The 13,515-nt window shown below is 40.8% G+C and carries 12 protein-coding genes and 1 other RNA gene; 7 read left to right on the top strand and 6 right to left on the bottom strand.

Annotation, left to right across the window (positions count from 1 at the left end):
- Positions 1–30: 30 nt before the first annotated feature.
- The 5 genes from QTN47_RS01420 to rplU all read right to left on the bottom strand — a co-directional run bounded on the left by QTN47_RS01420 (position 31) and on the right by rplU (position 1,984).
- Positions 31–195: a hypothetical protein gene (locus QTN47_RS01420; RefSeq protein ID WP_369327520.1), complete on the bottom strand. Its 165-nt coding sequence runs from the start codon at positions 193–195 to the stop codon at positions 31–33.
- A complete protein-coding gene (locus tag QTN47_RS01425) occupies positions 192–650 on the bottom strand; it encodes a DUF6934 family protein (RefSeq protein ID WP_369327521.1) in 459 nt (152 codons plus the stop codon). Before QTN47_RS01425 ends, QTN47_RS01420 begins: the two co-directional genes overlap by 4 nt.
- Positions 651–1,063: 413 nt before the next feature.
- Positions 1,064–1,291, bottom strand: coding sequence for a hypothetical protein (locus tag QTN47_RS01430; protein ID WP_369327522.1), 228 nt, complete (start codon positions 1,289–1,291; stop codon positions 1,064–1,066).
- 76 nt (positions 1,292–1,367) lie between these two features.
- The gene (rpmA, locus tag QTN47_RS01435) at positions 1,368–1,634 is read right to left on the bottom strand and encodes a 50S ribosomal protein L27 (RefSeq protein ID WP_369327523.1); all 267 of its coding nucleotides are present in this window, start codon (positions 1,632–1,634) and stop codon (positions 1,368–1,370) included.
- 44 nt (positions 1,635–1,678) lie between these two features.
- Positions 1,679–1,984, bottom strand: coding sequence for a 50S ribosomal protein L21 (gene rplU / locus QTN47_RS01440; protein ID WP_369327524.1), 306 nt, complete (start codon positions 1,982–1,984; stop codon positions 1,679–1,681).
- A 375-nt stretch (positions 1,985–2,359) separates the two neighbouring features.
- On the opposite strand from rplU, the gene QTN47_RS01445 reads away from it, so the two are divergent.
- The 5 genes from QTN47_RS01445 to rseP all read left to right on the top strand — a co-directional run bounded on the left by QTN47_RS01445 (position 2,360) and on the right by rseP (position 10,271).
- A complete protein-coding gene (locus QTN47_RS01445; RefSeq protein WP_369327525.1) occupies positions 2,360–3,856 on the top strand; it encodes a GH3 auxin-responsive promoter family protein in 1,497 nt (498 codons plus the stop codon).
- Between the two features lie 195 nt (positions 3,857–4,051).
- Entirely contained in the window at positions 4,052–5,371 is a 1,320-nt protein-coding gene (locus QTN47_RS01450; RefSeq protein ID WP_369327526.1) for a M16 family metallopeptidase, read from the top strand.
- Between the two features lie 32 nt (positions 5,372–5,403).
- A complete protein-coding gene (locus tag QTN47_RS01455; protein ID WP_369327527.1) occupies positions 5,404–7,485 on the top strand; it encodes an insulinase family protein in 2,082 nt (693 codons plus the stop codon).
- 149 nt (positions 7,486–7,634) lie between these two features.
- A complete protein-coding gene (locus QTN47_RS01460) occupies positions 7,635–8,789 on the top strand; it encodes a 1-deoxy-D-xylulose-5-phosphate reductoisomerase (RefSeq protein WP_369327528.1) in 1,155 nt (384 codons plus the stop codon).
- A gap of 132 nt (positions 8,790–8,921) precedes the next feature.
- Complete coding sequence (gene rseP / locus QTN47_RS01465) at positions 8,922–10,271, top strand: RIP metalloprotease RseP (protein WP_369327529.1); 1,350 nt, start codon at positions 8,922–8,924, stop codon at positions 10,269–10,271.
- Between the two features lie 281 nt (positions 10,272–10,552).
- Here the strand turns inward: rseP and QTN47_RS01470 are convergent, their stop codons facing one another.
- Positions 10,553–12,352 (bottom strand): MutS-related protein, encoded by a 1,800-nt coding sequence (locus QTN47_RS01470; RefSeq protein WP_369327530.1) that lies wholly within the window; start codon positions 12,350–12,352, stop codon positions 10,553–10,555.
- Positions 12,353–12,649: 297 nt separating this feature from the next.
- Here QTN47_RS01470 and ssrA point away from each other — a divergent pair.
- Both ssrA and QTN47_RS01480 read left to right on the top strand, forming a co-directional pair.
- Positions 12,650–13,025: a transfer-messenger RNA gene (gene ssrA / locus QTN47_RS01475) on the top strand.
- Between the two features lie 72 nt (positions 13,026–13,097).
- Positions 13,098–13,280 (top strand): hypothetical protein, encoded by a 183-nt coding sequence (locus QTN47_RS01480; RefSeq protein WP_369327531.1) that lies wholly within the window; start codon positions 13,098–13,100, stop codon positions 13,278–13,280.
- Positions 13,281–13,515: the final 235 nt, after the last annotated feature.

Here is a 13,515-nt window from a genome sequence, read left to right on the forward strand (position 1 = left end):
AGCCAACTAATATAATTGCGAATAAATATATTATAGTGGGAGTGTATGCTGCAATTTTTTTAGAGTAGCATTTGCCTCGTCCAGTTTTTTGGGTGCAAGCGTTTTTCCTCTTAATTTATTCAGATTTTCATCAACTATAAGTGTAACTTTTTTGCCGAAAAGATCGCTTTTATATTTAATGATTCTTTGTTTCATATATCGAAATTACTTAATTTTTTCTTGATTAAAAAGCCGTCTGTAGTTACATTTTTTTGAAAAGGAACAAACTTATTTTGCTGTTCGCCGTAGATTGTAAATTTAAGTGATAACTCATCCAGATTCAGGCTTATCGCCATTCTGTATAACCTCGTGCGTTCTTGTGTGCTTCCCTTAAAATAAACCCATCTCTTCGGATAATTACTTAAAAAGATGTCAACAGCGAATGCAACTGTTGAAAGTATCTTATTCCGGTCTCCGTTGTTGCTTGTATGGATATCATTTATCTGATTATCCTCGTCCACGTCACCAAACGCAAGGTTATAAATATTGGAGACAGCCGTCTCACTAAATTCTATACGCTTAAATATATATCCATTTTGACCATCGCTTATAAATTCGAACAAACAGTAATCTTCAGATACTTTAATGTTCCGGTAGATCTCATATTTCATTTCCTGTACTATTTCCGCCCTATTATGCCAAGGTAGAGAGGGATTCTATAAATGAATAACCGGATAGTACAAATTATTAACGTTGTTTTGGGCTTAGTAAAAAGTTAAAGAATGAAAAGTTGTGATTTCAAACACGCTGCAATTACGCGCCTTAAAATCATCTTAGTACTGTAGCGATGGACAATTATAATTACAGAGAGAAAAGGCAGGAAAAGATAAGAGAACCACAGATTTTTAAACTGCACATCATTGTCAATTTTCAAATTTCAATCGTCCATTAATCCAATCGCTTCCTGGCAATGTCGAAGCTTTAATCTTTGTGCCCCTTCGCGCCTTAGCGTTTTCGTGACAGGAGCAAAAAAAATCCCGGGAGATTATCCCGGGACCTTTAAGTATTTGAGCTTGTTATAAGCTTACTTTTTAGCGGCTTTTTTAGGAGCAGCTTTTTTAGCAGCAGCCTTTTTAGGAGCGGCTTTCTTTACAGCAGCTTTTTTAGGAGCAGCTTTCTTAGCAGCAGCCTTTTTAGGAGCGGCTTTCTTTACAGCAGCTTTTTTAGGAGCGGCTTTTTTCGCAGCAGCTTTTTTAGGAGCAGCTTTCTTTGCAGCAGCTTTTTTAGGAGCTGCTTTTTTTGCAGTTGCCATGTTCATTTAATTTAATGGTTAGTAAATATTGCATAAAATTAAATGTTTTATGGGAACTGCCAAATTTTTTTAGGAATTAAGCAGTTACTTCCGCAGGCGTAACAGAAACTACAGTTTTGTTTGCAGTAGTTTTTCTGAATTCTACGATACCATCTGTAAGTGCAAACAGTGTGTAGTCTCTTCCTACACCAATGTTTTTACCAGGATGATAAACAGTTCCGCGCTGGCGAACGATGATGTTACCAGCTACAGCTGGCTGACCACCATATATCTTTACTCCTAAACGTTTACTTTGTGAATCACGGCCGTTTTTTACACTACCTTCACCTTTTTTGTGAGCCATAGTAAATGAGTTTGAATGTTAATTACTTTTTTGCTCCGCTCTTACTAAGCGATGCTTTCAATTTTAATTTGAGTGAATTGAGTTCTGTGCCCGTGTTTTTTACGGAAGCCTTTTCTTCTTTTCATTTTGAATGCGATCACTTTATCATCCTGCACAAATTCATTCAAAACTTCAGCTTTAACTACAGCTTTAACATCAGTTCCAACAGAAAGACTGCCGTTGTTGTCAACCAGCAATACTTCGCTGAACTCAAGTTTATCTCCACTTTTTGCTTGCAGGTGAGGAACATACAGGCTTTGACCTTCCTGTACTCTAAATTGCTGACCTGCGATTTTTACGACTGCGAACATGGCTTATCCAAAATTAGGACGGCAAAGGTAAGGTTTTACAATGGAATAAGGCAAGGATTTTTCAAAAAAATTGCTCCAAAACACAAAAATACCTGATTCTAATCTTTATCTGATTGAAAGTGAATAGGTTTTTAGCCTTGTCTAAGGGCTATTTTATTCCTTTGTCACGGCGCAACAATGAATTGAATATAAGTAAGGCAAATTCGCCATTTTCCGTGATACCCACAAGACAACGTGCTTAAAATTAAGTACTTCGTACTTCAAAGATCGTACTTGACGAAGTGAATTTCGTCTTAAGGAGACGGTATTGTATCCACTATTGACTTTTTTCCCTTTTATGCGCCTATTTTTGTTATCCCCAATCAATACTAGATTATGAATTTAAAATCTTTACTAGCGAAGCCGTTTGCCGGATATATATATAACAGAATAAAGAAGGGGATGGAGACCGCTGTTGCAGACCAGGAGGTGATTTTTAAGGATTTGATCAAAACAGCAAAAGACACCGAATTCGGAAAAGATCACGGTTTTGAAAATATAAAGACCTATGAGGATTTTAAAAAGCAGGTTCCCATACGCGACTATGAGCAGATTAAAAGTTACATCACCAAAGTAAAACAGGGCCAGGCAAATATTCTATGGAAGGGAAAGCCCATTTATTTTGCCAAAACGAGTGGTACCACCAGTGGCGTAAAATATATTCCTATCAGTAAAGAATCAATTTCCAATCACATTGATTCCGCCCGCAATGCATTGCTTTGCTATATCGCTGAAAGTGGAAACGCGAATTTTACAGAAGGGAAAATGATCTTTTTAAGTGGATCGCCCGAGCTTGACAGGGTTGGCGGCGTTCCAACCGGCCGCTTAAGTGGTATCGTAAATCACCATGTTCCGAAATATTTGAGAAGTAACCAGCTTCCTGACTATGAGACCAACTGTATTGAAGATTGGGAAACTAAGCTGGATAAAATTGTTCAGGAGACCATTAATGAGGATATGGCGCTGATCAGCGGCATACCACCATGGATGCAAATGTATTTTGACAGACTAACGCAGGTTAGCGGAAAGAAGATTGCCGACCTGTTCCCCAACTTTTCAGTGATGGTTTATGGCGGTGTAAATTTTGAGCCTTACAGAGCCAAGCTGTTTGATAGCATCGGCAAGAAAATCGATTCAATCGAAACATTCCCTGCCAGCGAAGGATTCTTTGCCTTCCAGGATTCACAAAATGCAGAGGGATTATTATTAAATACTGATTCCGGTATCTTTTTCGAGTTTGTGCCCGCTGGTGAGATCTTCAATGAAAATCCGACACGTTTATCATTGAAAGATGTAAAGGTGGGGGAAAACTATGCCCTCATCATCAATAACAACGCAGGGCTTTGGGCATACAATATCGGCGACACGGTGAAGTTCGTGAGCACAAAACCTTATCGCCTGGTAGTTACCGGCAGAACCAAGCATTATATTTCTGCCTTTGGTGAGCATGTTATTGGCGAAGAGGTAGAGCAGGCTTTAATGAAAGCTGCTAATGAAGACAATGTGAAAATTATTGAGTTTACAGTTGCGCCGATGGTTCAGCAGGGTGAAGGAAAAAGTTACCATGAATGGTTTATAGAATTTGAGAACGCCCCCTCAGATCTGCAAGGCTTTATAGAAAAGGTAGATAATAACCTTCGACAGAAAAACGTTTATTACGACGATTTAATAGCCGGCAATATTCTGCAGAAACTTAAAATAACGCCGATCGTTAAAAATGGATTTATTGATTACATGAAATCCATTGGTAAGCTTGGTGGCCAGAATAAGCTTCCACGCTTAAGCAACGACCGGAAGATTGCTGACGCACTGCAACCGTTCGTCAATCAATAATAAGAGCCTGTATAATTTTTTATGAAAAACACCGGATTGCAAATGCGCCGGTGTTTTTTTATGCTGAAATTGTAAAAAGTTTATTTTCATGGAATTATCAGGATTTGAAATTTGTTTACTACGGTTCGTAATCAATTTCAAATCGTTATAATTTCAACTGTGCTCCTTACTCTAATCAATAAAAACGAAGAATGAATGAGAAAAAAAAGCTTTAAGCTCACTGTAGCGCTTTTGTTTACAGCTGCTTTTGTAAATGCACAGAAAGTGCAATACAAAGAGTTTGACCTGGATAACGGCCTGCATGTAATTCTGCACCAGGATAAAACAGCGCCAGTTGTAGCAGTTTCGGTTATGTATCATGTGGGGTCTAAAAATGAAGACTCTGCCCGTACCGGATTTGCGCATTTCTTTGAACATTTATTGTTTGAAGGAACAGACAACATAAAGAGAGGTACGTTTATGAAGATCGTTTCATCAAACGGCGGTCAGAACAATGCCAATACAACACAGGACAGAACTTTTTATTATGAAGTGTTTCCTTCTAATCAGCTGGAGCTTGGCCTTTGGCTGGAAAGTGAGCGCATGCTGCATCCGGTAATAAATGAAGTTGGTGTGAAGACGCAGAATGAAGTTGTAAAAGAAGAAAAAAGACAGCGCCTCGATAATCAGCCTTATGGAAAGTTCGCGTATGAAATCTTCAGACGTTTGTTTACGGAGCACCCTTATCGCTGGCAGACTATCGGTTCAATGGAACACCTGGATGCTGCCAGGCTGGACGAGTTCAAAGCATTCTTTAAAAAGTATTATGTTCCCAACAATGCGGTTTTAAGTATTGCTGGCGACATCGATGTAGACAAAGCAACAACTCTCGCAAAACAATATTTTAGTGCGGTGCCACGCGGCGCAGATATACAGCAGCCTCATATACAGGAACCGCCGCTTGCTCATGAAATCGTCGACTCAGTTTATGATGCCAACATTCAAATTCCGGCTATCATGGCTGCATATCGTACACCGGGAATGAGCACGCATGATTCCAAAGTGCTTGGGTTAATCTCTTCCATTTTATCCAGTGGAGCAAGCTCTAAACTGTATAAAAAAATGGTGGATGATAAAAAAGATGCATTGGAAGTGGGCGCGTTAAACTATGCGTTGGAAGATTACGGCGCTTATATCACTTATGCATTACCAAACAACAATGCGCCATTAACGCAGTTGTTGCAGGATATTGATGAGGAAGTTGCTTCTCTGCAAGCCAACCTGATCAGCGAATCAGATTACCAGAAAATAATGAACCAGTTTGAAAACGGTTATGTAAGCGCTAATAGCAGGGTAATTGGTGTAGCTGAAAACCTGGCAGAGGGATATACCTTCTACAACAAGAACACCAATCAGATCAATGAAGAGCTGGACCAGGTACATAAAATAACGCGTGAAGAGATAAGAGATGTTGCAAAAAAATATCTCAACAAAGATCAGCGCGTGGTATTGTATTACTTACCTGCTAAACAGTAATTCCGATCGTAACCTTTAAACTATTTATTATTATGCGAAAAATAACTTTATATATAGCTGCGGCCTTTCTCATTCAGTCTGTTCAGGCGCAGACAATAGATCGCTCCAAACCGCCAAAAGCAGGTCCGGCACCCGTTATCACAATAGCGGATCCCGTTATTTACAAACTTTCCAACGGCATAACTGTTTTGGTAGTTGAGAATCACAAGTTGCCAAAAGTAACAGCTACTTATACTGTTGATGCCGGTCCTATAAAAGAAGGCAGCAAAGCAGGTATTATGAATCTGATGGGACAAATGCTGAATGAGGGAACGACCTCTAAAACAAAGGCCCGGTTTGATGAAGCGGTTGATCAGATCGGTGCCGACGTGAGCCTGAATTCTTCAGGAGGTTCAGCTTCCGCTTTAACGCGTTATTTTGATCAGGCCTTTCTTTTGATGGCAGATGCTTTGCAACATCCTGCATTTAAAGATGAGTCTTTCGATAAATTGAAATCTCAATATATCACTGGTCTTAAGGCCAACGAACGCAATGTAAAAGCAATTTCAGCGCGCGCCGGAAATGCTTTGTTGTATGGTCTGGATCATCCTGCTGGCGAATTTGCTACGGAAGAAGGCGTACAGAAATTGACGTTGGATGATGCCAAACAGTATTATGCAAAATATATTACACCGTCAAGAGGGTTTCTCACTTTTGTCGGCGACATCAAACCAGAAGCTGCAAAGGCGCTGGCCGAAAAAGGCTTGGATACGTGGAAAGGAGCTGTGCTAACATTGCCTCAGCTTGCTAACGTAAAAAACGTTGCAGCTACCGAAATTGATTTGGTCGATGTGCCGAATGCAGTTCAATCAGAGATAAACGTTGCCAACCTGGTTAACATGCCAATGAGTAGCCCTGATTATTTCGCTACACTGATTGCTAACCAAATTTTGGGTGGAGATTTCAACAGCTATCTTAATATGAACCTTCGCGAAAAACACGGCTTTACCTATGGCGCAAGATCGGGTATCAGCGGTGGGCGTTTTCAAACAACATTTACGGCTACCTCATCTGTACGTAATGAAAAAACGGACAGTGCTGTTGCTGAATTTGTAAAAGAGATCAAACGCATCAGAACAACGCCGGTTTCCGCAGAAGAACTAAGTGCAGTAAAAACATGGTATACCGGCAACTTTGCATTAGGCATGGAGAATGCTTCGCGCATTGCCACTTTTGCAACCAATATTTTACTAAACAATCTTCCTAAAGATTTTTACAGAACCTATCTCCAGAAAATAAACGCGGTAACTGCGGCAGACGTACAAAAAGCTGCTCAGAAATATTTTACCATCAACAATGCGCGCATCGTTGTAACAGGTAAAGCTTCACAAGTTGGAGAAGGATTAAAGAAACTTGGATATCCGGTTAATAATTATGATAAATATGCGAAGCCGGTAACTGCAGGCGCTTCATCTAACATTGCAGTTCCTGATGGTAAGAAAGTAGTGAGTGACTTTTTAACGGCCATTGGTGGCATTGACAATATCAAGGGCATAAAGTCCACAGTAACAAAAGCAACAATGAGTATGCAAGGAATGAACCTTGATGTGGAAGAACGCAAAAAAGCGCCAAACAAAACACTAAGGACAATTAGCATGGGTGGCAATGTGGTAAGCAAAGAAGTGTTTGATGGAAACACAGGCTTCAGATCGCAGGGACCAAATCAAATGCCTTTGACCGATGACGAATTGAAAGAGAAGAAGATTCAACAAAACATCATTGAACAGGTTGACTACGTAACTGGCAACAATTATAAACTGGCTACCGGAAAAACCGAAAAAGTTGATGGAAAAGACGCTTATGTAGTTACCGTAACAGTTCCTTCAGGCAAAACCAGGACAGAATATTATGATGTAAATACGCATCTGCTGGTAAAATCTGAACAGGCAGTTGAAGTAAATGGCATGAACCTGTTACAAACCGTTGAATTATCAGATTATCGCAAGGTAAATGCCGTGATGATGCCCTACAAGATCAATCTGACCATTAAAGTTGGGGAGCAACAGCAGAACATGGAAATGAATGTGACCGATATGCAAATGAACACCGAAGTTGCTGATACTGAATTTAAATAGAGGCTAACGCTTTGAAAATGAAGACCGTCTTACTAAATAAGACGGTTTTTCTTTTCTTTGAGGCATCAAATTTGGTAATCAAATAAATCATCTATTCCTTCGTAATAGATTCTATTATCTTTACCAGTCTTATTATAGAAAAAAGTACTATGACAAAGCGTATTGCAATATTTGGTTCTACTGGTTCAATTGGCACGCAGGCACTGGATGTGATCAGGACAAATCCGGATAAATTTTCGGCCGAAGTTCTTACTGCGCATACCAATGAGGAATTGCTGATCCGCCAGGCGCTTGAGTTCCAGCCCAACATAGTAGTGATCGGTGATGAAAGAAAATATCATAAAGTAAAGGAGGCGTTAGCCAAAACACATATAAAGGTTTTTGCAGGTGAACAATCGTTAGATGAAGTAGCCGCTATGGATTGTTACGATTTTATGCTGGCCGCGATTGTTGGGTATGCAGGATTGAAACCTACGCTCCAGGCGCTGGAAAACGGCAAGGCCATTGGTTTGGCTAATAAGGAAACATTGGTGGTAGCTGGAGATCTGGTGATGCAAAAAGCAATGGAAAAGAAAGTGCCGGTTATTCCTGTGGACAGCGAGCATTCCGCGATCTTCCAATGCCTGATTGGTGAGTCGCGCAACAAAATAGAAAAGGTAATTTTAACGGCGAGCGGTGGTCCTTTTCTTGGAAAGAAACCAAACTTCCTGGTAAATGTTAAGCGTGATCACGCGCTGCAGCATCCGAACTGGAGTATGGGCGCCAAAATATCTATTGACTCTGCAACACTGATGAATAAAGGTCTTGAGATGATTGAAGCCCGTTGGTTATTCAATCTTCAACCTGATCAGATCCAGGTGGTTATCCATCCGCAAAGCATTATCCACAGTATGGTTCAATTTGAGGATGGCAGTATTAAAGCTCAAATGGGATTGCCGGATATGAAGCTGCCTATTCAGTACGCAATGGCTTTTCCGCATCGCATTCCCAATAAATTTCCGCGATACGATTTCAGAAAGCCTGGTACGTTAACCTTTGAAGAGCCAGACATCAGAACGTTCCGTAACCTGGTGCTTGCTACTGACGCCTTGTTTAAAGGAGGAAATGTACCCTGCGTGCTAAACGCAGCCAATGAAATCGCTGTTTTTGCTTTCCTGCGCAATCGTATTGGATTCCTGGACATCACAGAAATGGTGGAAAGAACAATTGATAAAATACCTTTCATTGAAAAGCCAACCCTGGAAGAGTACTTTGAAAGCGATGCAGAGGCGCGTAATTTCGCCGCTTCACTGATTCAGATGTAAAACATTGTTTTTGCCATTCGTGTAAAACACGCATTTATAAGATTACATTTAGAATACTGTAGATATATTTGAGACCGTTAAACTCAACATTAATTAATAAAACATATCCCTGCGGGGCATAACAAACAAGCAATGATATTATTAGCTATAGACTGGAGTAGTGTTGGAATCAAGGCTTTGCAATTTATCCTCTCTTTTTCCATTCTCGTTACCCTACATGAACTTGGACACTTTGTTACGGCAAAATGGTTTGGTTGCCGGGTTGAAAAGTTCTACCTGTTCTTTAACCCCTGGTTTAGTCTTTGGAAGAAAAAAATTGGTGAAACCGAATATGGTATCGGTTGGGTTCCGTTTGGCGGATATGTGAAAATATCCGGGATGGTGGACGAAAGCATGGATAAAGAACAAATGAAACTTCCTCCTCAACCTTATGAATTCAGAAGCAAGCCGGCCTGGCAGCGCCTGATTATCATGGTGGGTGGTGTTGTAGTAAACCTGTTATTGGGATTCTTTATTTATGCAATGATGCTGTGGTCATGGGGTGAAGAATACATTCCAACGAATCAAATGACATATGGCATTGCTGCAGACTCTTTGGCACAGACAATTGGCTTAAGAGACGGCGATAAAATATTGAGTGTTGATGGAAAATACGTTGAGAAATTTAAGGCAATTCCTTTCAACGTTATTCTTGATGATGCCAAATCTTTACAGGTTGACAGAAATGGTGAGCATGTAAATATCAATATTCCGGACAAGTTTGCCGGCACGTTGATCAGTTATAAGGATCTGAATTTTATTGATGTCCGCATTCCTTTTACTGCCATTGACAGTGTGATTGATACATCGGTGGCAAAGAGAGCTGGCCTGATGAAAGGTGATAAGATCATTAAACTGAATGAAAACAAAGTTGAATTTTTTAATGATTTTAAACGACAAATAGCGGCCAACAAAGGCAAGCAAATTTCGTTGACTTACCTGCGTGGTGCGGATACATTAAATACGTCTTTAACTGTGCCACAGGCCGGCGCAATTGGATTATTTAATACCGATCCTTCCAAATTGATTAAGATCAAAGAGATTAAATACACTTTCTTTGAATCTTTTCCTGCAGGTTTCCGTAAGAGCATCGAAACCCTGCGATCCTACTGGTTGCAGCTGAAACTTATTTTCAGCGGTAAAGTGAAAGCAAGTGAATCAGTGGGAAGCCTGATCAGCATCGGCAACATGTTCTCTTCTCAATGGGATTGGCAGAACTTCTGGAGCCTGACGGCATTCTTCTCCATAGTGCTCGCGTTCATGAATATATTGCCGATTCCGGCACTGGATGGAGGACATGCTTTGTTCTGCATCATCGAAATGGTCACCGGCCGCAAGCCAAGTGACAAATTCATGGAGTATGCACAAATGGCGGGTATGGTGTTGTTGCTGGGATTGATGGCTTACGCGTTGGGATTGGATTTCTGGAGACTGTTTAAATAATTGAAAATTGAAAGTTGACAATTGAAAATGTGCGAATGTGAGAATGTGCAAATATGCAAATGTGCAAACTATTCTGACGCAAGAGCAAGATTTTGCTCGATAAGGTTATAATAAAATGGGCCCGATTTAATCGGGCCCATTTTATTTATTTAGAAACTTCCTGGGTAAACACGACGCAATGGAGGTTTAGATCGTTCATCATTTACATATTCACCCATCTGCACATTCGCTCATTCGCGCATCTGCACATTCGCACATTTGCAAATTCACCCATCTGCACATTAAACCTCTATTCCGATCTTCTTCATCAGTATCGACGCATTGAGGCTTTGGCAGATGCCTTTTTTTAATTTGTAGTCGAAGAATAATTCGTCATGGGCAACCTGTACATCAAAATGATAATTATGGATGGCTTCCGGAAAACTATTTTCCAATTGCGCCAGTTCCACATCATGTGTTGCAATAACGGCCACGGCTTGTTGATGGATTAGCTGTTTGATCAAAGCTTTTGAACCAGTATGACGATCGAGTGAGTTTGTGCCACGGAGTATCTCATCCAGCAAAATAAAAACCTGCTCTTTGTTATTCACCGCTTCTATAATGAGGCGAAGCTTCTTCAGTTCAGCATAGAACGTTGAAGTGTTGTCAGCCAGATTATCCGCAATGCGCATACTCGACATCAGTTTAATAGGTGATATTGTAAATGATGCGGCACACACAGGGGCTCCCATTAACGCCAGAACAGCATTAACACCAATGCTCCGTAAAAATGTACTTTTCCCACCCATGTTCGAGCCGGTGATGATGCTGACTTTTCCCAAGCCTTCTAACCCAAAACTGTTGTCAACTCTTTTTCCTTCCGCAATCAAGGGATGGCCGATGTTATGGCCATTCAACGTGAAATGCGAAGTTGAAATGGATGGAAAGCTCCATGCTGGTTGATTGAAATGGAGTGTCGCCAGGCCAGATATTACTTCCATCTGGGCAATGGCATTAAACCAGTGAGAGGTAGTTTGTTGATTGTTCTTTTTCCATTTGTTCAGTGCCAGGATCTGGTGAAGATCCCATAGCAAAAATGTATTCAAAATGTAGAAGGCAAAAACATTCAGACGTACGTCAAAGCGGCCAAGAATATTTTTGAGACCAAGAATTTCAGCAGACGCTTTTGACGAGCCTTTTACCTGTATGTTTCTTTTGATGGATTGAATTAACGGGGACGAGAAGCTGTTGTTCTCAATATGTTCCAGTTGTTTGTGCAAGGTGTTTACTTCCGTTACAATTCTGGAAAGTAAGTTGTAGGTCTCATGCAGTTTTTTGCTAATGGAAAAAGCAAATATCATGAAGGCGAAAACAAGCGTATAGAACAAAGGCGCACTGATTATATCTGCAAGATGAAGAATGGTCACTGTAATCGTAATCACCGGAAAACCATATGCCAGCAATTTCCATGCTTTATGATCGTACAATGGCGGAAGTTGCATCCAGTTTTCAATTCTTTTTTCAGTGCGAAGCGACAGTGGTTCAGCCGTTCCAAACGATTGGAATTGATGCCGCCATGTTGTGTCCTGTGCGACTTCCTTTACTGCTTGCTGCGTCAACAGGATCTCTTCTTTGGATTGATGACTCAGCAGACGATCTGCCAGCAACTGTCTTCCTTGTTCACTCGTTGCCCGGTTGAGATATTGATAGATGGAGGCTTTACCGAAGATGTCAAGATCATGTGCATATACATGCTGTTCGGGCTCGTAATTTTTGCCGTCAAACCGGCTATGATAATTGCCATTAAGCAATGCTACCTCTTCTTCATTTATTTTTAAAAGACGCTCAAGGTTAAGCAGTTTATTTTTCAGATCGGTGTCAAAGGAAACTGCAATTAAAAAGACAGCGATACCCACAATTGCAGACAAAATGATGATCCAGCTGGAGAACTGCCAGGTAAATCTCACAAGCAGAATTGTCGCGACAACAATGAAAAAGCGCATCCAGGCAGCTCTTCTTCTTTTGGCGGCAATTGTTTCCAGCTGCGATTTTAGCGTTGTAATATTTTCCTGGTATGTCTGTAAGGGCATATTTACGTTCATAGCTGTGAAGATAAGAAGGAAGCTTAAAGCCCAAAGCCTAAAGCTTAAAGCCGGGACCAGAAACGGCGCTGCGTTTGCTATCTTTTAACAGGCGCGATTGTTTGAAATGAGGCAAAACCGGAAAACTTTCGTAAATTTGTCCTCCCATAAAAGTTCTTTGATAGGGAGGTGATGAGGTGTGAGGCGTAAGGTATAAGGTGTGGAGAGCTACTTTATTGAAAAGGTTGCCGACCAAAAACACAGTCGGCCTGCACTAAAACACATCTAACATCACACACCTAACATCGTACATAACCCGGGGCTGTACTGGTTTTGACAGCATAGGTTACGGTAGGTGTAAGCATGCAGTGCGTTGTATAATTAGCACTTTAATCTGAATATTCAAACTTCAAATGGCAATACACAGTATGCCATGGCTGCCTAATCAGTGATTAGATAGTCATTAGGGCCGCGTTGAGCAGGTTGTTCTGTTACCAGGCTCCGCCGCCGACTCAAAACTAAACACAGAATGCTGTAACGGAAGGCTGTGACCGTTACAAAAGACTATCCAGCTAAGCGACAGATTGGTTTGTTCATTTCCTGTTTGCCGCCGACAAGTAATAATGGAATAAGCATGTAGAAAGCTTATGGTAAATATGTTTGGACAGGGGTTCGATCCCCCTCAGCTCCACAAATGAGGTATATAGGGCCGCTCCAGGCCTTGTATACCTCAATTTTTTTCCTGACATTGAATAAATGACCTCTGATGAAATCCGGCAAAAACTTCGAGATATCGTTGGAGGAACTATCCTCGAGAAACAGAAGGATCCTTGCACAGCAATCAGAAACATCTTATGCCGAAGCTTTGAAACAGGTCCAACAGTTAAAAGCAAATTCGAAAGTAGGGCAATCATTGAAAGCCAGGGTTCACGCAACGAGCGCTAAGTAGCAGCGACGCGGCGATAAATTACGAGATACAACTTTTTTTGCTTGTGTCCCTACCGCTATCTGGCGCTTTTTCTTACTTTTCTCTTTTTAATTCTTTGTGTCGCTTAGTGTCTATTGTGTGGTTTAAAAAAAGAAACAATTTTATTGCCCAGGCCCCACTTATCCATCTACGGTTACAAATGCATATTCCACTTTGCCCCTCCAATGCTATTGACCATCCACATTATCGTTACAGA

It is taken from the genome of Danxiaibacter flavus (genome assembly GCF_041060425.1).
Classification (GTDB): domain Bacteria; phylum Bacteroidota; class Bacteroidia; order Chitinophagales; family Chitinophagaceae; genus Danxiaibacter; species Danxiaibacter flavus.